Source organism: Paraburkholderia sp. JPY419, assembly GCF_050435705.1.
GTDB lineage: Bacteria > Pseudomonadota > Gammaproteobacteria > Burkholderiales > Burkholderiaceae > Paraburkholderia > Paraburkholderia youngii.
In genome coordinates this window covers 3366874-3392175 of the sequence record NZ_JBNDKV010000002.1, presented here as the reverse complement: position 1 = coordinate 3392175, position 25302 = coordinate 3366874, and the positions used below count along the sequence as shown (strand labels likewise).

The window sequence follows — 25302 nt, the reverse complement described above, 5'->3', positions numbered from 1 at the left end:
GTCATGCGTTCACAGATCAATCTCAAACATCCGCCGCGCTTCGCACTCGCCTCCAACGCTCGCAACCCCGCGGCCAACCCGGTCGTGCTGAGCGCGCAGCCGAATTGCCGCATCGAGCTATTCGTGCTCGCCGAGGACATCATCCGCGTGCTCGTGCTGCCGGACGGCGAAACGCACGGTCCGCGTACGTGGGCGATCGCGCCCGGCGCGGACGACGTGCCGCTCGAAGGCCGCGAGCGCCGCGACCTGAGCGGCTTTACGCCGCCGCCGTTCACGGTGAACGAAGCAGCCGGCCGCGTGGCGATCGAAACGGCGCGCGTACGCGTGAGCGTCGCGCTCGAAGGCGGCGCCTGCGCATGGGACATCCTGCACGAAGGCACGTGGCATCGCGTAATGAGCGATCGCAAGACCCAGGCGTACAACTTCGGCTGGTGGGACTCGCGCGTCTATCACTACGTCGAGCGGCGCCGCGACGAAATGTACGTGGGCCTCGGCGAGCGTGCCGGCTCGCTCGATCGCGCGCAGCAAAGCTACGAGATGCGCAACATCGACGCGATGGGCTACAGCGCACGCACCACGGACCCGCTATACAAACACATCCCGTTCTACGTGACGTGGCAGCCGCAGACGTCGACCGGCTTTGGCCTGTTCTACGACACGCTCGCCGATTGCCGCTTCGACATGGGCCGTGAGCTCGACAACTATCACGGTCACTATCGGCACTTCGTCGCCGAGCATGGCGATCTCGACTACTACTTCATCGCGTCGCCCGGCTCGCCGCTCGACGCGGTGCGCCGCTTCACGTGGCTCACCGGACGTCCCGCGTGGATGCCGAAGTGGGGCCTCGGCTACTCGGGCTCGACGATGAGCTACACCGACGCATCGGACGCGCAACAGCAGATGGGCGAATTCATCGAGCGCTGCCGCGAGCACGACGTGCTGTGCGACTCGTTCCATCTGTCCTCGGGCTATACGTCGATCGGGCCGAAGCGTTATGTGTTCAACTGGAACCACGAGAAGTTTCCTGACATCGAAGGCTTCGTACAGAGCTATCTCGATCACGGCGTGCGTCTATGCGCGAACATCAAGCCGTGTCTGCTGCAGGATCACCCCGCGTTCGACGACGTCGCGCAGGCCGGCCTGTTGATCGAAGCGCCCGATGGCGGGCCCGCATGGGTGCAGTTCTGGGACGAAGTCGGCGCGTATCTTGACTTCACGAATCCCGCGACGATCGACTGGTGGAAGGCGCGCGTGAAGGACGCGCTGCTCGAATACGGCATCGCGGCCACCTGGAACGACAACAACGAGTTCGAGATCTGGTCGCCGCATGCAATTGCGCGCGGCTTCGGCAAGCCGTATCCGGCACATCAGGCTAAGGTGCTGCAAACGCAGCTGATGATGCGCGCGTCGTACGACGCGCAGCGCGAGCATGCGCCCGATAAGCGTCCGTTCCTCGTATCGCGCTCGGGCGGCGTGGGCATGCATCGCTATGTACAGACGTGGTCGGGCGACAACTACACGTCGTGGGAAACGCTGCGCTTCAATCTGAAGATGGGCCTCGGGCTCGCGATGTCGGGCGTGTCGAATAGCGGCCATGACATCGGCGGCTTCTCGGGTCCGGCGCCGCAGCCGGAGCTGTTCGCGCGCTGGGTCGCGTTCGGCATTTTCCTGCCGCGCTTTTCGATTCACTCGTGGAACGACGACGGCACCGTCAACGAGCCGTGGATGCATCCGGAAGTCACGCGGCACGTGGCGGACCTGATCAAGCTGCGCTATCGGCTGATCCCTTACCTGTACGAGCTGCTGTGGCAATCGCATAGCGCGTACGAACCGGTGCTGCGGCCGCTGTTCGCGGAGTTTCCGCGCGATCCGCGCTGCCTCGTCGACGGCGACGACATGATGCTCGGCTCGTCGATGCTGGTCGCGCCGGTGGTAGATCCGGGCCGGAGCACGCGCGACGTGTATCTGCCGGCCGGTTCGCGCTGGGTGTCGTACTGGAGCGGCGAAGCATTCGACGGCGGCCAGACCGTCACGCTGCCCGCGCCTATCGAGCGGCCGGTGTTCCTGCTGCGCGAAGGCAGCGTGATTCCGCTCAACATCGCCGAGCAGCATTTCGGCCGCCCCGCCGACGAGCGCGCATTCCTCGCGGTGCCACATGCCGGCGCGGGCACCGCGCAAGGCGGCTCGATCGAGGACGACGGCGAGACCGAAGCCTGGCGCAATGGCGAGCAAGGCCGCTGGAACGTCACGCTGACGGGTGACGCAAACACGTTGCGCGTGACGCTCGAGCGTCCGCAATGGAAGCATCGCACGCAGCTCCGAGTGCGTGTGTTCGTGCCGATGCATGAGACACGCGCGATCGTCTGCACGAACGGCACGCTCGACGCCGACCACACCGCAAACGGCTGGCGCTGCCTGACGATTTCGCTGCCCCACTGACACACAAAAGCACCGACTCGCGCTACTAGGCACTGAACGACACACCGCACCGGCCTGAGGGATCAGGCCGTCCCTTCAGTCTGGAGACATCCCAATCATGAAAATCAGACAGCGCGCGCGCACCCGCGCGTTCGTCCTCTGCTGCCTGCCGTTCGCAGGCGCCGCGTTATCGACCAGCGCGTCTGCGCAAAGCAGCGTCGCGTTGTACGGCGTCGTCGACAATGCGTTCGCCTATGCCAGCAACCAGAAGGGGCATTCGAACTTCTACATGAGCCAGGGCAATCTGCAGGCGAGCAAGTTCGGCTTCCTCGGCTCGGAAGATCTCGGCAGTGGCACGAAGGCGATCTTCCGGCTCGAGAGCGGCTTCAATTCGCTGACCGGCGCGCAAAGCACCGCGGGTTACCTGTTCAACCGCCAGGCCTACGTCGGCCTCGCCAACGACCGCTACGGCACCGTGACGCTCGGTCGCCAGTACACGCCGTACTTCCAGATGGTCGGCGCGCTCGGACCGACCGGCGTGCTGACCGGCGCGACCGGCGCGCACCCGGGCGATCTCGACGCCCTCGACACGACGCTGCGCTTCAACAATTCGGTTACCTATCTATCACCGACGATCGCGGGCCTGCAGGCAAGTGCGCAGTACGGTCTGGGAGGCGTGCCCGGCAGCGTCGGGAACGGCAGCCTGTTCAGCGCGGCACTGCGCTATGACTTCCAGCCGGTATCGCTCGCAGCCGGCTACGTGAAGCTGAAGGACATCGCGACGAGCGCGGCGCTCGGCAGCTTCGCGATCAACTCGCCGGTCAACAACGGTTATGCGAGCGCGCGCAGCGCGCAGCTGTTCGCCGCGGCGGGCCGCTACACGTGGCACGATCTGATGGTGGGCGTCAACTACTCGAATGTGCAGTACACGCCGGGCCACGGCTCGCTGTTCTTCGACAAGGCCGTGTTCAACACGTACGGCGCGATCGCGACGTACCGGATCACACCGAGCGTGACCGTCGGCGGCGGCTATAGCTTCACGCAGGCAAGCCAGGCGAATGGCATCACCGACCCGGCGCACTATCATCAGATCTCGCTCGAACAGACCTATAGCCTGTCGACGCGCACCACGCTGTACGCGCTCGAGGCCTATCAGCATGCGGGCGGCAAGTCGCTGATCGCGTCGGGCAGCGGCGTGACCATCGCCGATGCGGTCGCGGTGGTCGGCGACTCGCAGAACACGACGCCGTCGTCGGGCCCGTCTCAGTTCGTCGGCATGGTGGGGTTGCGGCACGCGTTCTAAGCGACGCGGGTTCAGAGCGCCATGCAGTGATCAGGATGCCTGCATAACTGGCAGTGAGAGGAAACGAAACAGCGGTCGCCGAAAAACAAAAACCCCGCAGAGCCTAGACTCTGCGGGGTTTCGCCACCATTGCTGGCGGAGACGGAGGGATTCGAACCCTCGATCCAGGTTTTGGCCCAGATGCTCCCTTAGCAGGGGAGTGCCTTCGACCTCTCGGCCACGTCTCCCAAACTTTCTGTCGCACAGGGAGTCAGTGCGACGAAGCCAAGATAATAGCGGGCCGGGCCGATAAGGTCAATGTCTCGCGAACATTTTTTGTGCCAACGAGGCGTCTCGCAACGCAAATCGTTCACATGAACGCCATAAAACCAACGGGGCGCTCTAGAGCGCCCCGTTTTTCCCGCCATTTATGCCTGATCGAGTTCAAAGGCCTTATGCAGCGCGCGCACTGCGAGCTCCATGTACTTTTCGTCGATCAATACCGAAATCTTGATTTCGGAAGTCGAGATCATCTGAATGTTGATGCCCTCTTCTGACAGCGTGCGGAACATCTTGCTCGCGATGCCGACGTGCGAGCGCATCCCAACGCCGACCACCGACACCTTCGACACCTTCGGGTCGCCCAGCACCTGCTCGGCCTGCACGTGCGCCTTCACCGTGCCGGTGAGGATCTCCATTGCGCGCGCATAGTCGCCGCGGCCAACCGTGAACGTGAACGCTGTCTTGCCCTCGACGCTCTGGTTCTGAATGATCATGTCGACGTCGATATTCGCGTCCGCCACCGGGCCGAGAATCTGATACGCGATGCCCGGCTTGTCGGGCACGCCCATCACGGCGATACGAGCTTCGTCGCGCTGGAACGCGATGCCCGAGATGACTGCTTTTTCCATGGTCTCGTCTTCTTCAAAAGTAATCAGGGTGCCCGACTTCATTTCGTCGTCGAGCGGCATCAGCGGATCGGTCAGGCTCGACAGCACGCGCGTCTTCACCTGATATTTGCCGGCGAATTCCACCGAGCGGATCTGCAGCACCTTCGAACCCAGGCTGGCCATTTCCAGCATTTCTTCGAACGTCACGCGGTCGAGCCGGCGCGCTTCTTCAACGACGCGCGGGTCCGTCGTGTACACACCGTCGACGTCCGTGTAGATCAGGCACTCGTCGGCCTTCAGCGCGGCCGCGACCGCGACCGCCGAGGTGTCCGAGCCGCCGCGGCCGAGCGTCGTGATGTGGCCGTCGGGGTCGATACCTTGGAAGCCCGTGATCACGACCACCCTACCGGCCGCGAGGTCTTGCTTGACGCGCTCGCCGTCGATGTCGCTGATGCGCGCTTTCGTGAACGCGCTATCGGTTTTGACCGGCACCTGCCAGCCTGCGTAGCTGACCGCTTCGACGCCGGCTTCCTGCAGCGCGATCGCGAGCAGACCCGAGCTGACCTGCTCGCCGGTGGCGGCGATCATGTCGAGTTCACGCGGGCTCGGTTGAGTCGTGATTTCCTTCGCGAGGCCAAGCAGGCGATTGGTTTCGCCGGACATTGCCGAGGGCACGACGACCATGTGGTGGCCGGCCTTGTGCCATTTCGCGACGCGCTTGGCGACGTTCTTGATGCGCTCGACCGAGCCCATCGAGGTGCCGCCGTATTTGTGTACGATGAGTGCCATTGTCGTTCTGAACTGGAAGATAAGCCGCGCTGGCGCGCTGGAGACGACCGCACAGAAAGCACAGGGGCGCAACGTCTCGTGAACGGCGGCAAAGTGTGTGGCGGCGTAGATGCAGCACGCGTGCAGCACGCGCGGATTTGCCCGGGATGAAATCGCAAATGGCTGATCGGATTTGAACGGCGACGACGGATCACGCACGCCTGCCGGCACTAACGACCGATGGCGACAAAAGCGACGGCGAAATCGGGTCGGGCAAACAAGCTAAAGTACCTGATTAGGCACAAAAAGACAAGACGCACAGAGCGTTCAAATGCGTCAAATCAGGCCCGCAATGGCCTGTTTTATCGTTGATTTGCACCCTATTTCACTATTACGACATGCGCCCGCGCGCCATGCGCGACTGCCCGACCGGCACTCAGGCGATCAGCAGATCTTCTCGCCAGGCGATTTTCACGCGCGTTTCGCGCTCGGATGCGTCGCGCACCGTCCGACGATTCACGCCGATCAGCGGCACGAACAGCAGTTCATCGCCGACGTAAAGCAATGGCACGTCGCGCTTCCATGCGGGAATGCCGCGCTCCTGAAACAGGTTCTTCAGCGTGCGGCTCGACGTGTTCGACGCACCGACGCGCATGCGCTCGCCGCCGCGGCGCGCCCGCACGCTTAGAGAAGCACGTTGCAGGACGCTGACGGGAACGGTATCCAATGCTTCGCCGCGTGGCGCTTCGTGCAATGCGTCGGCGACGTCGGAGGCAGCGGCTGCATCCACCACCGCGAACACGAACGTGCCGCGCCATTGCGGCAGATGCCAGACCTCTTGCCCCTGCCACGCGAGTTCGCTGATCTCACGCTCGACGAGCGCGGTTTCGTCGGCGGGCTCGCTGCTGTCGCCGGCCTCCCAGTAGACGAGGCCGCGATAACTGCGCAACGCATGCCCCGCATGATCGATACGCAGACGATTTCCGTCGTGTCCCGCACCGACTTCGCGCAACTGCCGCAGCGCATCCGCGACACGTGCGCTCGATGCCGCGACGAAGCCGAGCGTGCGCATCCAGTAGCGCAGCAGATTCAGCGCGCGATCGTCGTCGAGAGCGAGCAGCGCGTCGTGCGCGAGCGCGCGTCCTTCATCGCGCGCCGCGCTCTTCATGTCCGCGCGCGCGAGCGTATCGAGCAAGCGCTGCGCGGATGCCGCATGCGCGGCCGTGCGCGCGAGCGCATCGCGAAAGCCCGGAAAGTGCACCGCGAGCACCGGCATCACCTGATGACGCAATGCGTTGCGCGCGTAACGCGTGTCCGTGTTCGATTCGTCGTCGATCCAGCGCAGCTTGCGCGCGCTCGCATAATGTTCGAGTTGCGCGCGCAGCAAATGCAAAAGCGGCCGCACACGTGTCGTCGACGCACCCGTCGGCAGCGAGCCGGGCGCCATCGCCGCGAGCCCCGCGAGACCCGCGCCGCGCAGCAGTTGCAGCAGCACGGTCTCGGCCTGATCGTCCGCATGCTGCGCGAGCCATAGCGTGCTGATTCCGTGCGTTGCGCACATCGCGTCGAGCGCGCGATAACGCGCGTCGCGTGCCGCAGCCTCGATGCTCACGCCCGGCGCGCGCGAAACGTCCACGCGTCGCGCGTCGAATTCCACGCCACGTTCGCGCGCGAATGCCTCGCAATGCGCGAGCCACGCATCGGCATTTGGACTCAAACCGTGATGCACATGCAGCGCGACACAACGCGATGCGCCGGCGACGCGCACCGCCGCATCGAGCAGCACGCTCGAATCGACGCCGCCGCTGAATGCGAGCGCAATCCGCGCGTTCGGATCGAGCCCGGACAGCGCCGCGCCGAGCGCCTCGATCACGAGGCGCTCGGCGGATGAGTCGGCGGTGGTGGTCACGTCGTTAGCGCGGCAAGCGCCGGTGGACGATGAAGACAGGTCAACGCGCGGGCTTATGCGCCCGGCGTCGTTTCCTTGAATTTGCCGTACGCCATCAGCCGTTCGAAACGGCGTTCGCGCAGGTCGTTGGTGCTCATACCCTGGAACTGGCGCAGCGAATCGGCGAGCGCGCGGCGCAGCATCGCGGCCATGCCCTTCGGATCGCGGTGCGCACCACCGAGCGGCTCGTTGACGATCTTGTCGATCAGACCGAGAGCCTTCAGACGATGCGCGGTCAAGCCGAGCGCTTCCGCGGCTTCCGGCGCCTTCGCGGCGCTCTTCCACAGAATCGACGCGCAACCCTCCGGTGAAATCACCGAGTAGGTCGAGAACTGCAGCATCAGCACGCTATCGCCCACTGCGATCGCGAGCGCGCCGCCCGAGCCGCCCTCGCCGATGATCGTCGCGATCAGCGGCGTCTTCAGCTCGGCCATCACGTACAGATTGCGGCCGATCGCTTCGGACTGGCCGCGCTCTTCCGCGCCGATGCCGGGGTACGCGCCCGGCGTGTCGATGAACGTGAAGATCGGCAGGCCAAACTTCTCGGCGAGGCGCATCAGACGCTCCGCCTTACGATAGCCTTCCGGACGCGGCATGCCGAAGTTGCGCAGCGCGCGCTCCTTGGTGTCGCGGCCCTTCTGATGACCGATCACCATGCACGCCTGGCCGTTGAACCGCGCGAGACCGCCGACGATCGACAGGTCGTCCGCGAAATTGCGGTCGCCATGCAGTTCATGGAAGTCGGTGAACAGTTCGCTCACGTAGTCGAACGTGTACGGACGCTGCGGATGACGGGCGATTTGCGAAACCTGCCAAGGTGTGAGGTTCGCATACAGATCTTTGGTGAGCTGCTGGCTCTTCTTGGACAGCCGCTCGATCTCTTCCGAAATATCGACGGCCGAGTCGTCCTGCACGAAGCGCAATTCTTCGATCTTCGCTTCGAGTTCAGCGATCGGCTGTTCGAAATCCAGAAACGTGGTCTTCATTGGTTGTAATCCTTGGACTTACCGGGCAGCGCGTATTCTAACCGCGCGAGCCGATGTCAAAACCATTTCTCAACTATCGACATGATATACACGATAGTCTTTGAAACGGCTTCGCCTCCTGTTCTTCTTCAGTAGTCGACCGGCAACGGATCGAGACTACGCCACATGTACCAGGTCGCCACGGTGCGCCACGGCTCCCAGTTCGCGGCAACTTCGCGCGCTTCACTGCGCGTGACGGGTTCGCCGCTGAAATAGTTGACGCTGATCGCGCGAATCAGGCCGAGGTCGTCGAGCGGCAGCACGTCGGGACGCGACAGGTTGAAGATCAGGAACATCTCCGCGGTCCAGCGGCCGATGCCTCGAATCTGCGTGAGTTCGGCGATCACCGACTCGTCGTCCATCGACGTCCATTTGCCGACGTGCAATGCGCCCGACACGAAATGCCGCGCGAGATCGAGCACGTACTCGGCCTTGCGTTTCGACAGACCGCACGCGGTCAGCTTCTCGAGACCGAGCTTGATGAACTGCTGCGGCACGAGCTTAGGACACGCGGCTTCGACCTTCGCCCACACCGCCTGCGCCGACGCGACCGAAATCTGCTGGCCGACCACCGAGCGCGCAAGCGTGACGAACGGATCGCCACGACTCAGAAGATGCACGGGGCCGAACTTCGGAATCAGCTTTTTCAGAATGCGATCGCGCTTGACGAGGTCCGCACACGCCTTATCCCAATACGCGGGACGCGTGACTTCAGGCGCGAGGCCACCGATCTGCACCGGCACCGCGACTTCGTTCGCGAGCGATGCGACACCGGCCGCTTCGCCGCCGGCGCTGACCGTGCTCGCCGAGGTGGCCGACACACGTGTCTTGCGCACGACTTCGCCTGCGTTCGTATCGCGTGCGAGTTCCTGCACGTCGCCGGCGAGCTCGGCCGGCACCGCGCCATTGCCCTTCGCCCGCGACGCCGTTTTCGCGCGCTTCGCAACCGGCGCGTGCGCGGCTTCAGTGCCCGCGCCGCCCGCGCCATTGAGCGAGCGTTTGGCCGCGCTCTTCTTTGCCGCGGCCGAGCCGGCTTTCGCCGCCCCGCCCGCTATCGATGACGCTTTGTCTACCGCGCCATCGCCCGCGCGAGTCGACGCACGCGTCGACTTGGCCGCGGCAGCCGATGCTGCGGCAGCCGCACTGGTTTGAGACGCCGCGCGTTTAGCCGGCGTCTTCGTGGCCGTTGCCATCCTGCCTCCTGCCTGGCGAGTCGTTCAGAGGGAAGTACGAGGTGCGCTCACACGCGCCGCCACTCGGTCAACCCGCCGGGTTTGTCTTCGAGGGCAACGCCGGCCTCGAGCAATTCAGCCCGGATCCGGTCTGCTGCCGCATAGTCTTTTGCCTGCTTGGCGGCGACGCGCGCGGCGATCTTCGCTTCGATCGCGGCGGGCTCGAGCGCGCCTTCGGCTGCAGCACCCGCTGCCTGCTGCAGGTATGCACGCGGTTCGCGTCCGAGCAAACCGAGCACCGCGCCAAGCGCGCGCAATTGACGGGCCAGCGCGGGCTCGCGCGTGCGATTCACTTCAGTGGCCAGTTCGAACAGCACCGACACGGCCACCGGCGTGTTGAAGTCGTCGTTCATCGCTGCCTGGAAACGCTGCGCGTACGCTTCGTTCCAGTCGAGCGCGGCACTATCGGGTGACACGTCTTTCAAAGCCGTGTACAAACGCGCGAGTGCATTGCGCGCGTCGTCGATATGCACGTCGCTGTAGTTCAGCGGCGAGCGGTAATGCGCGCGCGCGATGAAGAAACGCACCACCTCTGCATCGTACTGCGCGAGCACTTCGCGAATCGTAAAAAAATTGTTCAACGACTTCGACATCTTCTCATTGTCGATCTGTACGTAGCCGTTGTGCATCCAATAATTGACGAATGTTTGTCCGGTCGCGGCCTCGCTTTGCGCGATCTCGTTTTCGTGGTGCGGAAACTGCAGATCCTGGCCGCCACCGTGAATGTCGAACTGTTCGCCGAGCAGCGTGCAGCCCATTGCCGAGCACTCGATGTGCCAGCCGGGACGACCGCGCCCGTACTTCGAATCCCAGCCGGTGTCGGCCGGTTCATCGGGCTTCGCCTGCTTCCACAGCACGAAGTCGAGCGGGTCCTGTTTCGCGTCGTTGGCCGCGACGCGTTCGCCCGCGCGCAGGTCTTCGAGCGACTTGCCCGACAGCTTGCCGTAGCCTGCGAATTTGCGTACCGCGTAGTTGACGTCTCCGTCGCTCGCCTGGTAGGCGTAGCCGTTCTTCTCGAGCGCCTCGATCATGCCGAGCATCTGCGGAATGAAGTCGGTCGCGCGCGGCTCGATGTCCGGACGCTCGATGCCGAGCGCGTCCGCGTCTTCATGCAGCGCGGCGATGAAGCGATCAGTGAGCGATTTGATAGGTTCACCGTTCTCGACTGCACGCTTGATGATCTTGTCGTCGATATCGGTAATGTTGCGCACGTAGGTCACCTTGTACCCAAGCGCGCGCAACCAGCGCTGCACGATGTCGAACACGACCATCACCCGCGCATGACCGACGTGACAATAGTCGTACACGGTCATCCCGCAGACGTACATCCGCACGACACCTTCGCGCAGCGGCACGAAAGTCTGTTTGTCACGCGCGAGCGTGTTGTAGATGCGCAGAGATTCCATAGAGAGCGGTGCGTGGGCCGAAAGAAGTCCGCATTGTGCTTCATGCGCGCCGCGACCCGCGAAACCAACAGGACAACGGGTGCGTCGCATACAGCTTAAACCGGCGCACCTCGTGCGGCGATCAGGCTGCAGACGATACTGCGAACCGGGCGGAGACGGCCACGAGTGGCGAAAAGACAGTCGGCGGTTCGACGGAACGCGCAGACCTTTTGTTAGAATGGCTCGGAGTATAACATCCTGACCTGAGCCTATGAAACACTCCAGCGGCCGCGCGCGCAGCGCTGCGACCCTCGCCGCGACTGCGTTTGGCGACGTTGTTGGTGGCGTTACTTTCGAAGCGGCGCGCGCCCTCGCGTGGCGTATCACCGTCGTTGCCGCGCTAGCCGCGGTGCCGGCTGCGAGCGCTTTTGCGCAGAAGGCGGCGGTGATGCCGCAAGGTCCCGCCGTGCGCGACAACACGCCGGAAATCGACGCGTCGATCGCGCAGAAAAACTGGCAAGCCGCGCTGACCCAACTCGATGCACGCGTCGCCGCAAACCCGCGCGACGCACAAGCTAAATTCAAACGCGCAAACGTGCTCGTGCATCTGAATCGCGACGACGAAGCGATCACCGCGTTCACCGAACTCACGCAGTTGTATCCCGAGTTGCCCGAGCCGTACAACAACCTCGCCACGCTCTTCGCAAGACAAGGCCGCCTGACCGAAGCGCGCGCCGCGCTCGAAATGGCCACCCAGGTCAATCCGAACTACGGGCTCGCGTTCGAGAACCTCGGCGACCTCTATCTGCGCCTCGCCGATGCCGCGTACCGTCGCGCGGAAAGCCTCGGCAAGGCTAGCCCGAGGACCGCGCAGCGTCTCGCGGACATCCAGAAGGTCGTGTCGCCGGCTGCGCCCGCTGCCGCGGCGTCGCAGCCCGCCGCCGAACAGACCACCGGGCCCGCCGCGCACCCCACGTCGAACATCACTGAGAGCCCGAGCTTCCAGTTCGGCGGCCCGAACGGCTCGCTCGCCATGCCGCCGTACATGGCGCCGTCGCGCTGAGCGCCGGGCTCGTTGCTTGCCGCACGTTTTCTCCAACCCCGAGGATTTTCATGAAATGGTTGATGTTGGCGCTCGGCAGCGCCGCCCTGATCGCAAACGCACCCGCCTTTGCACAGTCCGGTTCGCAGGCCGCTCATCCTTCCGTGCTGTTGAAGACGTCGGAGGGTGACATCCGCGTCGAGCTGTATCCCGAGAAGGCGCCAAAGACGGTCGCGAATTTTCTCGACTACGTGAAGGCCGGCCAATATAGCGGCACGATCTTTCATCGCGTGATTCCGGGCTTCATGATTCAGGGCGGCGGCTATACGCAGAGCTTTGCCGAGAAGCCGACGCGCGCGCCGATCCCGCTCGAGAGCCGCAACGGTCTGAAGAACACCGCGGGCACGATCGCGATGGCACGCACCGGCGACCCGAATTCCGCCACCGCGCAGTTCTTCATCAACACGGTGGACAATGCCAATCTCGACTACCCGAATCCGGACGGCAACGGCTACGCGGTGTTCGGCAAGGTCACGAGCGGCATGGACGTCGTGAAGCGCATCGAAGCCACGCCCACCACCACGCGCGGCCCGATGAGCGATGTACCGCAGAAACCGGTCGTGATCCAGTCGGCGACGGTGGTGAGCAAGTAACGACGAACCAGCGGGCGCACGAGCAAGCGAATCCGCGCGGCCGAAGCCCGGCCCCAACCAACGCCCCGGCGCGGCCTGTCGTCAGCGCATGACGACGCGACGCGCCTTTTATCCACCTGTTCATCAAAGGATTCCATCATGGTTGAACTGCATACGAACCACGGCGTCATCAAACTCGAGCTGAACGCCGAAAAGGCGCCGAAGTCGGTCGAGAACTTCCTGAACTACGTGAAGGCCGGCCACTACGACAACACGGTGTTTCACCGCGTGATCGACGGCTTCATGATCCAGGGCGGCGGCTTCGAACCCGGCATGAAGCAGAAGCCGACGGCCGAGCCGATCACCAACGAGGCAAACAACGGTCTGAAGAACGAGAACGGCTCGATCGCGATGGCGCGCACCAACGACCCGCATTCGGCGACCGCGCAATTCTTCATCAACGTGAACGACAACGACTTCCTGAACCACTCGTCGCCGACGCCGCAAGGCTGGGGCTACGCGGTGTTCGGCAAGGTCGTCGAAGGCATGGACGTGGTCGAGAAGATCAAGAAGGTCAAGACCGGCTCGAAGGGCTTCCATCAGGACGTGCCGGTCGACGACGTCGTGATCGAAAAGGCTGTCGTCGTCGGCTAAGCCGTGAGTGAGTCGCGCCCCATGCGGGCGTCGACTCGTTTGAACTGAAATCAGGCACCTTCAATGCTGCAAGAGACGCCGCTGCGAAGCATCGCCGCGGGCGTGCCAGGCGAGGGCCTACGCCCGCACGCCGCGCGCCCTTTTTTCTTCCTCTCCGATCTACATCTGAGCGAGGCGATTCCGCGCACGGTCGCCGCGTTCGAGCACTTCATCCGCGTGAACGCGGAAGCGGCCGACTCGGTTTTCATCCTCGGCGACCTGTTCGAATACTGGGTCGGCGACGACATGCTGAGCGAGCCGTTCGTCGCCCGTATTGCCGCATTGCTGCACACGCTGTCCGAGCGCGGCATCGCGCTCTACATCATGCACGGCAATCGCGACTTTCTGCTTGGCAAGCGCTTCATGAAAGCGGCCGGCGCGATCTGGCTGCCCGATCCATTCGTGATCACCGCGTTCGGCACGCGCATTGCGCTCGCCCACGGCGATGGTCTGTGCACCGCGGATCGCGGCTATCAGTTGTTCAGGTGTTTCGCGCGCAATCGACTCGCGCAGACACTGTTTCTCGCGTGGCCGTTTCGCTGGCGTCGCAAGCTCGCCGAGAATATGCGCTCGAAGAGCGAGCACGGCCGCACGCGGCCGATGTCGGTCAAGTATGACGTGACCCCGCGAGGCGTCGCCGCGCTGTTCAGGAAATCGAAGAGCGCGACGATCATTCACGGGCATACACATCTGCCCGCGCGGCATCGCGAACCGGGCGGCACGCGTTGGGTTCTGCCGGACTGGGATCTCGATCACGGCGAGCACCGTGGCGGCTATCTGAAGATCGATGCCGACGGGATTCGGGCGTTGCCGCTGGATTGACCTGGTAAGTACCGCGTGCGCTTCGCGCTGTCGAAGCGCCGATACCTAGCGCTCCACCGCCACCCCTTCCACCTTCCCCGCGATCGCCGCCGATAGGCGCCGCAGATCGAGCAACGCCGCATCCGCGCCTTGCAGCCCTTCGAGGCTCGTGCCGAGCCGCTCGAGCGCATCGACGATTTCATCGATGCGCCGCGCCTGGGTAGCCGCATGATCGATCAGACCGTGAATCGCGAGCGACACCGGATCGTCAGCATTGGGCGTGATGCCGTAGGCGCAGAACGCGCTGATTTCGCTGCCACGCTTCGCGTCGCGCGAGGCGTTGTCCGCATTCGTGTTCGCACCCTTGGCGCCGTTCGCGTCCGCGGCGACCGACGCCGGCACGATGATCCGCGCCGGATTGCCGACCGCCGTGCCACGCGCCGGTACCGGCTTCGTCACCACCGCGTTCGAGCCGATCTTCGCGTCCGCGCCGACCGTGAATCCGCCGAGCACCTTCGCGCCCGCACCGACGATCACACCACGCTCGAGCGTCGGATGCCGCTTCGCGCCGCGCGTGAGCGACGTGCCACCGAGCGTCACACCCTGGTAGATCGTGCAGTCGTCGCCGATCTGCGCGGTCTCGCCGATCACGACGCCCATGCCGTGATCGATGAACACGCGCCGCCCGACGGTCGCGCCCGGATGGATCTCGACCCCGGTCATGAAGCGCGCCATCTGCGACACGAAACGCGCGAGCCAACGGCGCTTCGCGCGCCAGCACGCGTGCGCGATCCGATGCAGCACGAGCGCGTGCAGCCCCGGATAACACGTGAGCACTTCCCATGCGCTGCGGGCGGCGGGATCGCGCTCGCGGATCGTGGCGATGTCTTCGCGAAGTCTCGTAAACATGGCTGGGACTGTGATGTTTTGGGGAAAAGAAAAACCGTCTGCGTGAGCGGGTCCGCGCGCTTAGCGCTCGCGCGGGCCTGTGCATTTCGCGCCACGCGTGACGGCATGCCTGCCGCTTAGCACGGCGGCAGCTTTGCTTCTAACGTTTCGTGGATTGTAGGGCGATTGCGCGAAACCTGCCGGAAGTCCCCGTCACCTGCAAGGTTGTCGTCAGATGAACGCGGCGCAACAGGTGCGCCGCGACGGGCTCGTCAACGAGCGTCAGCCGGTCCGCCCGGTCTTGAGCAGAATGTGCTTGGCGATGCCGCGCACGATGTTGACCTCTTCGCGCTCGAGGCCCGAGCGCGCGAAGAGCCGCCGCAGCCGTGACATCAGCTTCTTCGGATTGGCCGGATCGAGAAACTCGAGCGCGATCAGCGCGCTTTCCAGATGCGCGAACATGCTCTCGATCTCGTCGCTCGCTGCCATCTGCGCGCGCGTACCGGCGGATTCGGCCGGCGCTACGCGTGCCCCTGCGGCGGGCGCACCGTCGGTCACTTCATCGGCGCCGAGATACGCGGTGCGCAGCTCGTAGGCGAGCACCTGCACCGCCTGCGCGAGATTGAGCGAGCTGTAGGCCGGATTGGCCGGAATATGCGCGATGGCGCTGCATCGCTCGACGTCCTCGTTCGACAAGCCCGTGCGCTCGTTGCCGAACACCAGCGCGATCTCGCCGTGCATCGCCTCTGCGTGGGCGGCGGCGGCAGCCGCACGCGGCGTCCATTGCGGCGGTCCATATTCGCGCAGCCGCGCGGTCAGCGCGATCGACCAGTGCACGCCGGTCAGCGCATCGGCAAGCGACGGCACCACGTGCACGGAGGCGAGCACGTCGTCCGCGCCGCTCGCCATCGCGATCGCTTCGGGATCGTTCTGCACGTTCGGCACGCGCGGCGACACGAGCACGAGCCGCGAAAAGCCCATGGTTTTCAGCGCGCGCGCCGCGGCGCCGACATTGCCGGGATGGCTGGGCTCGACCAGCACGAAACGCGTCGACGTGAAGCCGCCGCGCAAATCGGCCACGGCGGGGTCGGAGGAATGGTGGGTGTGATCCACGATGAAACTCGGCTGGCTAGAACTCAAGACGCGTATGGTAGCGCCAACGGGCGCCCGTGCGGCACATCCGCTCCACGTTAGCGAGCACCTGCGCGAGGGCGGCCGGACTCAGGTAAAATACCGCTTTTCGCGTCCGGCGCCGACGTTTGCTGAAGTCTTTCGTCGAACCGGCCGCACCGTTCTTATTCAATTCGTCTCCGTCGACGGAATGCGCTCCGGCTGGATAGCCGGCTGCCGTTCCGTGCTGTTTTTGCGTCGTTGCGGCGCCCGTCAGCGCAGGTTTCGCGCTTATTTACCGGCCGGCAGCCGTGCTGCCCCGGCACAAGGATCAGTTTATGCATCCCATGCTCAATATCGCTGTGAAGGCCGCGCGCCGCGCAGCTCAGATCATCAACCGCGCATCGCTCGATCTCGACCTGATTCAGGTCAGCAAAAAGCAGCACAACGATTTCGTCACGGAGGTCGACAAAGCGTCCGAAGCGGCGATCATCGAAACGCTGAAGACCGCCTATCCCGATCACGCCATTCTCGCCGAAGAATCGGGCAAGTCGAACGACGATTCCGAATACCAGTGGATCATCGATCCGCTCGACGGCACCACCAACTTCATCCACGGCTTCCCGTACTACTGCGTGTCGATCGCGCTCGCGCACAAGGGCATGGTCACGCAAGCCGTCGTGTACGACCCGACCCGCAACGATCTGTTCACCGCATCGCGTGGCCGTGGCGCGTTCCTCAACGATCGCCGCATCCGCGTCGCCAAGCGTGACCGCCTCGCCGACTGCCTGATCGGCACCGGCTTCCCGTTCCGCCAGTCGGACAACCTCGAATCGTACGGCCGCCAGTTCGCCGAGATGACGCAAGCTTGCGCGGGCCTGCGCCGCCCGGGCGCCGCCGCGCTCGATCTGGCCAACGTCGCGGCCGGACGCATGGACGGCTTCTTCGAGCAGGGCCTGAACGCATGGGACGTCGCGGCGGGCAGCCTGCTAATCACCGAAGCCGGCGGTCTGGTCGGCAACTACACCGGTGATTCGGATTTCCTCCACGTCGGCGAAGTCGTCGCGGGCAACCCGAAGGTCTACGCGCAGATGATCCCGATCCTGTCGCGCTACAGCCGCACGCGTCAGCAGTCGGCGTAAGGTGCACCGCCGTGGCCGGTCCGCGGCCACGCATAACGGTTGTGCAGAAAAGCGGCTTCGGCCGCTTTTTTGTTGGCGGCGCTGCGGCGTGCCGGGGCGTCGCGCCAAAAAGCCGCGGCGACTCGGGACGGAACTCGGCCGGGACCGTTCTGTGCTCCCTACCGCTTTGACCTGTCCGACTTTCACCCCGGGCGCAGCCTCCAACCGGCCCCATGAAAAAAGGCTTCCATACGATCATCGCGGCGCAGTTCATTTCGTCGCTGGCCGACAATGCGCTGCTGATCGCAGCCATCGCGCTGCTTTCCGTGATGCGCTCTGCCGCGTGGGTTACGCCGCTCTTGCAGATCTTCTTCACGATCTCGTACGTGCTGCTCGCGCCCTTTGTCGGCGCGTTCGCCGATTCGATGCAAAAGCGCCACGTGATGTTCATCTCCAACGCGCTGAAGGCGAGCGGTTGCCTGATGATGATCCTCGGCGTTCATCCGATGATCGCCTACGGAGTGGTCGGCTTCGGCGCGGCCGCGTATTCGCCCGCCAAGTACGGCATCCTCACCGAGCTGCTGCCCGCCGAAAAGCTCGTGCGCGCGAACGCGTGGCTGGAATCGGCGACGGTGCTGTCGACGATCGTCGGCACGATGCTCGGTGGTGCGCTAATCAGCACCGTCGTCGAGCATTTCGTCACGCGCATGCATCTGCCGCTGATGCACTCCGCCGCCGATCTCGCGATGGCCGCAGTCATGCTTACCTACGCGATCGCCGCCGCGATCAATATCTTCATTCCGGATACCGGCGCGCGCTATCCGAACCGGCTGACCGAGCCGAGCAAGCTGCTCGGCGATTTCCATCACTGCTTCCGCGTGCTGTGGGCCGACAAGCTCGCGCAGATCGCGCTGTGGGTGACCACGCTGATGTGGGGCGCCGCGGTGACGATGCAGCTGCTGGTGCTCAAATGGGCGAACGTGAACCTCGGGCTGTCGTTGTCGAAAGCCGCGGTGATGCAGGGCGTGACCGGCGTCGGCATCGCGATCGGCGCGGCGGGTGCGGCCGCGCTGATTCCGTTGCGACACTCGCTGAAGGTTTTGCCGGTCGGCGTGCTCACAGGTGCCGTGGCGATCGCGATGGCCTTCTACAACAAGAACCTGTTCCCGCCGGGCGCGGGCCTGCGCTTCGGCACGCACGTCGCGCCCTACTACATTCTGCTGGCCTATCCGCTGATGATCGTGCTCGGCGGACTGTCGGGCTTTTTCATCGTGCCGATGAACGCCGTCCTGCAGCATCGCGGCGCGACGCTGCTTTCGGCCGGTCACTCGATCGCCGTGCAGAATTTCAACCAGAACCTCGCGGTGCTGCTGATGCTCGGCGTGTACGCGCTGCTGCTCACGGCAAAAATGCCCGCGCAGTGGATCATCGTCGTGTTCGGCAGCTTCATCACGCTGCTGATGTGGCTCGCGAAACGCCGCAGCGCCACGAACGAACGCAGAGTGGACATGCGGGCGATGATCGAGGAATGAACGCATCCGGCTCCCGGGTTGGGCATCGTCCGTTCGGCCAGGGTCCGCTCGTCGCGCCGGCGGGTTAAACTCACGCCCTGAGCATCTACCGCAAGAAGACACGAAGGATGGGCATTCAAACCGCAGCGGCCAACGACGTCGCACAACACACGCCCATGATGCAGCAGTACCTGCGCATCAAGGCGGAGCATCCGGGCACGCTGGTGTTCTACCGGATGGGCGACTTCTACGAACTCTTTTTCGACGACGCGGAAAAAGCCGCGCGTCTGCTCGACCTGACGCTCACGCAGCGCGGCGCATCGGCAGGCAATCCGATCAAGATGGCCGGCGTGCCGCATCACTCGGTCGAACAATATCTGGCCAAGCTCGTGAAGCTCGGCGAATCGGTCGCGATCTGCGAACAGATCGGCGACCCGGCCACCTCGAAAGGCCCGGTCGAACGCAAGGTCATGCGCGTGGTTACGCCCGGCACGCTGACCGACGCCGCGCTGCTGTCCGACAAGAGCGACGTCTATCTGCTCGCGCTGTGCGTCGCGCACAATCGCCGCGGCGTCGCGACGAGCGTCGGTCTCGCGTGGCTCAATCTCGCGAGCGGTGCGCTGCGCCTCGCCGAAGTCGCGCCCGATCAGGTCGCCGCCGCGCTGGAGCGCATCCGTCCCGCGGAAATTCTGGTCGCCGATGCCGCCGCCGATTCGACCAGCTGGACACCGCCTGTCAACGCCAGCGCGCTCAAGCGCGTGCCGCCCTGGCACTTCGATATCACGTCGGGCACGAAGCGCCTATGCGATCAGCTCGAAGTCGCGAGCCTCGACGGCTTCGGCGCGCATTCGCTCGGCTGCGCGTGCGGCGCGGCCGGCGCGCTGCTGCTGTATGCGGCGTCTACGCAAGGCCAGCAACTGCGTCATGTGCGCAGCCTGAAGGTCGAATCCGAATCCGAATACATCGGCCTCGATCCGGCCACGCGCCGCAACCTCGAACTCACGGAGACACTGCGCGGCACCGAATCGCCAACGCTGTGCTCGCTGCTCGACACCTGCTGCACGACAATGGGCAGCCGCCTGCTGCGTCACTGGCTGCATCATCCGCCGCGCGATTCGGCGGTGGCGCAAACACGCCAGCAGGCGATCGGCGCGTTGCTCGACGCACCGCCAAGCGCCGATCTCGATACGTTGCGCAGCGCATTGCGGCAGATTTCCGACATCGAACGGATCACCGGACGTCTCGCGTTGCTGTCGGCGCGACCGCGCGATCTGTCGAGCCTGCGCGATACCTTCACCGCGCTGCCTGCTTTGCGCGCGCAGCTCGCGGCGGTGGCAGCGAACGCGGACTCACTCGCGCGCATCGACGCGGCGCTCGAACCGCCGCACGCGTGCGTCGATTTGCTGAAGCTCGCGGTCGCGCAGGAGCCGGCCGCGATGGTGCGCGATGGCGGCGTCATCGCGCGTGGCTATGACGCCGAGCTCGACGAACTGCGCGATATTTCGGAGAACTGCGGACAGTTCCTGATCGATCTCGAAACACGCGAACGCGCACGCACCGGCATCAACAATCTGCGCGTCGAGTACAACAAGGTGCATGGCTTCTATATCGAAGTCACGCGCGGCCAGACCGACAAGGTGCCCGACGACTATCGCCGTCGGCAGACGCTGAAGAACGCCGAGCGCTACATCACGCCCGAGCTGAAGACCTTCGAGGACAAAGCGCTGTCCGCTCAGGAACGCGCGCTCGCGCGCGAACGCGCGCTATACGACGCGTTGCTGCAAGCGTTGCTGCCGTTCATTCCCGACTGTCAGCGCGTCGCGCTCGCGCTTGCCGAACTCGATCTGCTGGCCGCGTTCGGCGAACGCGCTCGCGCGCTCGAGTGGGTTGCACCGACGTTCTCAGCGAACGCCGGCATCGACATCGAGCAGGGGCGGCATCCGGTGGTCGAGGCGCAGGTCGAGCAGTTCATCGCCAACGATTGCACGCTCGCGACCGAGCGCAAGCTGCTGTTGATCACCGGCCCGAACATGGGCGGTAAGTCGACTTTCATGCGCCAGACCGCGTTGATCGCGCTGCTCGCCTATGTTGGCAGCTACGTGCCGGCGCGGCGCGCGGCCTTCGGACCGATCGACCGTATCTTCACGCGCATCGGCGCGGCCGACGACCTCGCCGGCGGCCGCTCGACCTTCATGGTCGAGATGACCGAAGCCGCCGCGATCCTCAACGACGCGACGCCGCAAAGCCTCGTGCTGATGGACGAGATCGGCCGCGGCACATCGACGTTCGACGGCCTCGCGCTCGCGTGGGCGATCGCGCGTCACCTGCTATCCCACAACGGCTGCTACACGCTGTTTGCGACGCACTATTTCGAGCTGACGCAACTGCCCGCGGAGTTTCCGCACGCAGCCAACGTGCATCTGTCGGCGGTCGAGCATGGGCACGGCATCGTGTTCCTGCATGCTGTCAACGAAGGACCGGCCAATCAGAGTTACGGTCTGCAGGTCGCGCAACTCGCCGGCGTCCCCAACGCGGTGATTCGCGCGGCGCGCAAGCATCTCGCGCATCTGGAACAGCAATCGGCCGCGCAGCCCGCGCCGCAACTCGATCTGTTTGCGACGCAGCCTGCCATGCTCGCCGAAGATGCGGACGACGACCTCGAGGCGGCGAGCGACGCAACGCCTGCGTCGCCCGCGATGCAGACGCTCGTCGAGCGTCTGCGCGGCATCGATCCGAACGATCTGCGGCCGCGCGAAGCGCTCGATCTGCTGTACGAACTGCATGAACTGGCCGTCGCGCCGGACGCGGGCCACTGACATGCGCAGACGCCCGCCGCGCCCGCGCGGGATTCGCGCGGCGCTGCGTCACGTGCTCGCACCGGCAGGCGGCATCGTCGTGCTCGCAATGGTGTGCGCATGGGGCGCGCCGGCGCACGCCGAGGCCTCGCGCTTCGGGTTCGCGGTGATTTCCGGCACGATGCACAGCCCCGCCGACGAAGCCGCCACGCAACGGTTGCTCGATGCGATCGGCCGCGAGCGCGACGTGCGCTTCATCGTCTACGACGGCAATCTGAAGGGCCCGAAGGAAGTTTGTCGCGACGCGTTGTTCGAGCGCCGTCAGGCCTTGCTCGACAGCTCGCGCACTGCCCTCTTCTTTATCCCCGGCCAGCATGACTGGGCCGATTGCGGCACGGCGGAAGCCGGTGGCTTCGATCCAGTCGAACGGCTCGACCAGTTGCGGCAAACGCTGTTCGCCGATCCGACCTCGATGGGACAGAACCCGATCGCGTTGACACGCGAGAGCGAGGTATCGCGCTTCCGTCCATTTCGCGAAAACGTGCGCTGGGTGGTCAACGAAAAAGCGAATACCAAAGGCGGCGACGTCGTCTTCATCGGTTTGAACGCGCCGGGTCCGAACAATCACTACCTGAGCGCGGGCGGCCGCAACGGCGAGTTCGAAGATCGCGTGATCGCCAATGCATTCTGGCTCGAGCACGCGGCCGAATACGCGAAGCGCCGCGACGCGCGCGCGATGGTCGTATTCATTCAGGGCGATTTCGATCCGGAGCGCTATGAGCGACCCGAACGGTTCGCCTGGCTGCACTTTGCGCACAGTCCGCGCCGCGACGGCTTTCTCGAATTCAAGCGCAGTCTGGTCAAGCTCGCGCAGATTTTCCCCGGACCCGTGGTCGTCGTGCATGCAGACGACGAACGGCAGGCCGGTGCTTTCGTCATCGATCAGCCGCTACGCAACGACAAGGGGATGGTCGTGACGAACCTCACGCGCATTGCGCTCGCGCCGCGTGATCGTCTCAATCAATGGATTCAGATAGAAGCGGACTTCGCCGGGAAGCCGCCGTTCAAAGTCAGCGTGCGCGACGTGCCGAAGCAGATGCCGCTGCCCACCACGCCGCCGGTCTTGCCACCCGTATCGCCGCGTGACGAATCCGGCGCGTCGATGCCGGCTGCGCCGGAGATGCCGAATGTGGAAGGGTTCGGGCCGGGGTCGGAATTGCCGCCCGTATTGCAGACACCTGGAAAGTCGCAGGACCAGCAGCCGCACATCCCGTCCGACCAGGGCGGCGGCGACTACGGGCCCGCGATCTCGATGCCGCCGGGGTCGATACTGCCAGCCTCACCGGCGTTGCCGGCATCGGTGCCGCCTGCCCCCGCGACGACACCGCGCACGCCCGCAAGCTCAGTGCAGGGTCGGTTTTGAGTTGTCTTCTTCGTCCTCGTCTTCGTCGTCGTCGAGGACTTCGAGGCCGTCCGCGCCATGCGCGTGTTCATGCTGGATTTCGTCTTCGGTTGCCGGACGCACGTCCTTGACGGTCAACGCGAAACGCAGCGCCATGCCGGCGAGCGGATGGTTGCCGTCGAGCACGACCTTGTCTTCCGCGACGTCGGTCACCACGTAGACCAGCGCATCGATTTCCTCGTCGCCATCTTCCGGGGTGCCTTCGAACTGCATGCCGACTTCGAGAGGTTCCGGGAAGCGATCGCGCGGCTCGATCTTCACCAGCTCGGGATCGTATTCGCCGAACGCGTCTTGCGGTTCGAGCTGGATCTGGGTTTCGAAGCCAGCCTCGTGGCCGTCGAGCTCTTCCTCGATCTTGGGGAACGTGCCATCATAGCCGCCGTGAAGATAGACCATCGGCTCTTCGCTTTCCTCGATCAGATTGCCTTGCGCATCCGACAGCTTGTACGCGACCGACACGACGGTGTTCTTTGCGATTTTCATTCGATTCTCCAGAATACAACTCACATTATACGATGCCCAGGCGGCCCACTCACCTCCCGGCCGATGCACATTCGGCAAGCAATTCGCCGTCTGCTGCAAAGCCGGCCACGCAGCCCATTCTTCCGCCCTCGCCCGACATTCCGACCGCACTGCTCGGCCATCTGAGCCCCTCGCAATTCATGCGCCGCTATTGGCAGAAAAAGCCATTGCTGATCCGTCAGGCGATTCCGGACATCGAAGCGCCTCTGTCGCGCGACGAGTTGTTCGAGCTGGCCGATCAGGACGACGTCGAAGCGCGCCTGATCACGCACTTCCGCAACAAATGGCAGCTGGAGCAAGGCCCGTTTGCGCCCGACGAACTGCCGTCCGTCAAACAGCGCGCGTGGACACTGCTCGTGCAGGGCGTGGACCTGCATGACGATCGCGCCCGCGCGCTGCTCGACCGTTTCCGCTTCGTGCCGGACGCGCGTCTCGACGACCTGATGATTTCGTATGCGACCGATGGCGGCGGCGTCGGTCCGCACTTCGATTCCTACGATGTGTTTCTTTTGCAAGTAAAAGGCAAGCGCCGCTGGCGTATTAGCGCGCAAAAAGACCTGACACTGCAGCCTGGCTTGCCGTTGAAAGTTTTACAGCATTTCGAGCACGATGAAGAGTGGGTGCTCGAGCCCGGCGACATGTTGTATCTGCCGCCGCACATCGCGCACGACGGCATCGCCGAGGGCGAATGCATGACCTGTTCGATCGGTTTTCGCGCCCCGTCCGAGACCGAGCTGACCGCGCAGTTCCTGTACCACCTGGCCGAGCGTGGAGAGGCCACCCGCAAGGCCGGCGCTCTGTACCGTGATCCACGGCAGGCCGCCGTCGAGCGGCCGGCCGAACTGCCCGCGGCGCTCGTCGAACGGGTGGGCGCGATGCTTGCTAAAGTGCGATGGAATGAGCAGGACATTGCGTTGTTCCTCGGTACGTATCTCAGCGAACCGAAGCCGAGTGTCGTCTTTGATCCGCCGCAACGGCCGCTCAACGAAGCCCGTTTCATCGGCGTCGCATCGAAATCCGGTCTACGGCTCGATCGCAAGACCAATCTGTTGTATGAACGTCGTTTTTTCTTCGTAAATGGAGAAGAAATGACGTGGAACGGTGCGAAAAGATGGCTGTTTGATCTCGCGAATCACAGGTCCATGAGTGCGAAACGCTTTGTAACACTATCGCACGATTCATCTGTGACATCACTGCTACACGAGTGGTATCGTGCGGGCTGGATACAGGTGGGCGAGCTTGCGTAACTCTGCCCACGTGCTATACCGTACATTGAAATTTTGTATGAGAAAGACAACGTATTGACCCCGGATTTATCGACTGTCAGTACGAAAGTGCATATAATTTCCGCCCAAGCCGTAGGGAAGATTCCAGCTCTCGAAAGAGCATCTCCACCAGCGGCCCAGGTCGGTGTTGGAGCACATTACCGGTTTTATTTTGCGCTGTTGCTTACCTTTAAACCATAAAAGGACGTGATCATGAAGAAATCCCTCCTCGTAGCATCCCTGTTGGCAGCTGTGGCACTCGCTGCATGCAATAAGAGCGAACAAGCCGCTGCTCCGTCAGATGCTGCGTCCGCGCCTGCTGCCGCGTCCCCGGCAGAAGCAGCATCGCCGGCAGTCGCAGCATCGCCGGCAGAAGCAGCATCGCCCGCAGAAGCAGCATCCCCGGCTGAAGCAGCATCGCCGGCAGTCGCAGCATCGCCGGCTGCAGGCGCAAGCCAGTAAGCTGCGTTTGCTCGACGTTGCGACGGCTCCCGTCGCAGCTAACGTCGATG

General features: G+C 64.2%; 20 protein-coding genes and 1 tRNA gene. 12 read left to right on the top strand and 9 right to left on the bottom strand.

The genetic code is table 11. From position 1 onward, the window contains the following. The first annotated feature begins 3 nt into the window (after window positions 1–3). Both QFZ91_RS21785 and QFZ91_RS21780 read left to right on the top strand, forming a co-directional pair. Entirely contained in the window at window positions 4–2439 is a 2436-nt protein-coding gene (locus QFZ91_RS21785) for a TIM-barrel domain-containing protein (protein ID WP_429568388.1), read from the top strand. A gap of 97 nt (window positions 2440–2536) precedes the next feature. Continuing rightward, window positions 2537–3721: a porin gene (locus QFZ91_RS21780; protein WP_429568387.1), complete on the top strand. Its 1185-nt coding sequence runs from the start codon at window positions 2537–2539 to the stop codon at window positions 3719–3721. Window positions 3722–3854: 133 nt separating this feature from the next. Here QFZ91_RS21780 and QFZ91_RS21775 read toward each other — a convergent pair. The 6 genes from QFZ91_RS21775 to cysS all read right to left on the bottom strand — a co-directional run bounded on the left by QFZ91_RS21775 (window position 3855) and on the right by cysS (window position 10969). Next, a tRNA-Ser gene (locus tag QFZ91_RS21775) sits at window positions 3855–3948 on the bottom strand. Window positions 3949–4128: 180 nt separating this feature from the next. Beyond that, entirely contained in the window at window positions 4129–5379 is a 1251-nt protein-coding gene (locus QFZ91_RS21770) for an aspartate kinase (protein ID WP_429568386.1), read from the bottom strand. 415 nt (window positions 5380–5794) lie between these two features. Continuing rightward, a complete protein-coding gene (tilS, locus tag QFZ91_RS21765) occupies window positions 5795–7267 on the bottom strand; it encodes a tRNA lysidine(34) synthetase TilS (protein ID WP_429568385.1) in 1473 nt (490 codons plus the stop codon). A 53-nt stretch (window positions 7268–7320) separates the two neighbouring features. Then, window positions 7321–8292, bottom strand: a complete 972-nt coding sequence (locus QFZ91_RS21760; protein ID WP_090800690.1) for an acetyl-CoA carboxylase carboxyltransferase subunit alpha — start codon at window positions 8290–8292, stop codon at window positions 7321–7323. Between the two features lie 128 nt (window positions 8293–8420). Next, window positions 8421–9524, bottom strand: coding sequence for a DNA-3-methyladenine glycosylase family protein (locus QFZ91_RS21755; RefSeq protein WP_429568384.1), 1104 nt, complete (start codon window positions 9522–9524; stop codon window positions 8421–8423). 47 nt (window positions 9525–9571) lie between these two features. Then, window positions 9572–10969, bottom strand: coding sequence for a cysteine--tRNA ligase (cysS, locus tag QFZ91_RS21750; RefSeq protein ID WP_429568383.1), 1398 nt, complete (start codon window positions 10967–10969; stop codon window positions 9572–9574). A gap of 250 nt (window positions 10970–11219) precedes the next feature. Between cysS and QFZ91_RS21745 the strand changes: the two genes are divergently transcribed. The 4 genes from QFZ91_RS21745 to QFZ91_RS21730 all read left to right on the top strand — a co-directional run bounded on the left by QFZ91_RS21745 (window position 11220) and on the right by QFZ91_RS21730 (window position 14137). Then, window positions 11220–12011 carry a tetratricopeptide repeat protein gene (locus tag QFZ91_RS21745; RefSeq protein WP_176125686.1) on the top strand — a complete coding sequence of 264 codons (792 nt, stop codon included), beginning with the start codon at window positions 11220–11222 and terminating at the stop codon, window positions 12009–12011. Between the two features lie 50 nt (window positions 12012–12061). Next, window positions 12062–12643: a peptidylprolyl isomerase gene (locus tag QFZ91_RS21740; protein ID WP_176379932.1), complete on the top strand. Its 582-nt coding sequence runs from the start codon at window positions 12062–12064 to the stop codon at window positions 12641–12643. Window positions 12644–12781: 138 nt separating this feature from the next. Next, complete coding sequence (locus tag QFZ91_RS21735; RefSeq protein WP_013089755.1) at window positions 12782–13276, top strand: peptidylprolyl isomerase; 495 nt, start codon at window positions 12782–12784, stop codon at window positions 13274–13276. A gap of 63 nt (window positions 13277–13339) precedes the next feature. After that, window positions 13340–14137, top strand: coding sequence for a UDP-2,3-diacylglucosamine diphosphatase (locus QFZ91_RS21730; protein WP_429568382.1), 798 nt, complete (start codon window positions 13340–13342; stop codon window positions 14135–14137). A gap of 45 nt (window positions 14138–14182) precedes the next feature. Here the strand turns inward: QFZ91_RS21730 and cysE are convergent, their stop codons facing one another. Together cysE and QFZ91_RS21720 are read right to left on the bottom strand one after the other, a co-directional pair. After that, entirely contained in the window at window positions 14183–15025 is an 843-nt protein-coding gene (gene cysE, locus QFZ91_RS21725; RefSeq protein ID WP_429568381.1) for a serine O-acetyltransferase, read from the bottom strand. A 261-nt stretch (window positions 15026–15286) separates the two neighbouring features. After that, entirely contained in the window at window positions 15287–16117 is an 831-nt protein-coding gene (locus QFZ91_RS21720; protein ID WP_176379935.1) for an RNA methyltransferase, read from the bottom strand. Between the two features lie 335 nt (window positions 16118–16452). On the opposite strand from QFZ91_RS21720, the gene QFZ91_RS21715 reads away from it, so the two are divergent. The 4 genes from QFZ91_RS21715 to QFZ91_RS21700 all read left to right on the top strand — a co-directional run bounded on the left by QFZ91_RS21715 (window position 16453) and on the right by QFZ91_RS21700 (window position 22964). After that, window positions 16453–17256 (top strand): inositol monophosphatase family protein, encoded by an 804-nt coding sequence (locus QFZ91_RS21715; RefSeq protein ID WP_429568380.1) that lies wholly within the window; start codon window positions 16453–16455, stop codon window positions 17254–17256. 212 nt (window positions 17257–17468) lie between these two features. After that, window positions 17469–18767 carry a lysophospholipid transporter LplT gene (gene lplT, locus QFZ91_RS21710; protein WP_368716091.1) on the top strand — a complete coding sequence of 433 codons (1299 nt, stop codon included), beginning with the start codon at window positions 17469–17471 and terminating at the stop codon, window positions 18765–18767. Between the two features lie 107 nt (window positions 18768–18874). Further along, a complete protein-coding gene (gene mutS, locus QFZ91_RS21705) occupies window positions 18875–21562 on the top strand; it encodes a DNA mismatch repair protein MutS (RefSeq protein WP_429568379.1) in 2688 nt (895 codons plus the stop codon). Further along, window positions 21528–22964: a hypothetical protein gene (locus QFZ91_RS21700; protein ID WP_429568378.1), complete on the top strand. Its 1437-nt coding sequence runs from the start codon at window positions 21528–21530 to the stop codon at window positions 22962–22964. Before mutS ends, QFZ91_RS21700 begins: the two co-directional genes overlap by 35 nt. Here the strand turns inward: QFZ91_RS21700 and QFZ91_RS21695 are convergent. Beyond that, window positions 22944–23486, bottom strand: a complete 543-nt coding sequence (locus QFZ91_RS21695) for an FKBP-type peptidyl-prolyl cis-trans isomerase (protein WP_129959440.1) — start codon at window positions 23484–23486, stop codon at window positions 22944–22946. The two genes, QFZ91_RS21700 and QFZ91_RS21695, sit on opposite strands and share 21 nt — an antisense overlap. A 32-nt stretch (window positions 23487–23518) precedes the next feature. Between QFZ91_RS21695 and QFZ91_RS21690 the strand changes: the two genes are divergently transcribed. After that, a complete protein-coding gene (locus tag QFZ91_RS21690; protein ID WP_429568377.1) occupies window positions 23519–24772 on the top strand; it encodes a JmjC domain-containing protein in 1254 nt (417 codons plus the stop codon). 231 nt (window positions 24773–25003) lie between these two features. Next, the gene (locus QFZ91_RS21685; protein ID WP_035491217.1) at window positions 25004–25252 is read left to right on the top strand and encodes a hypothetical protein; all 249 of its coding nucleotides are present in this window, start codon (window positions 25004–25006) and stop codon (window positions 25250–25252) included. The last annotated feature ends 50 nt before the right edge of the window (window positions 25253–25302 follow it).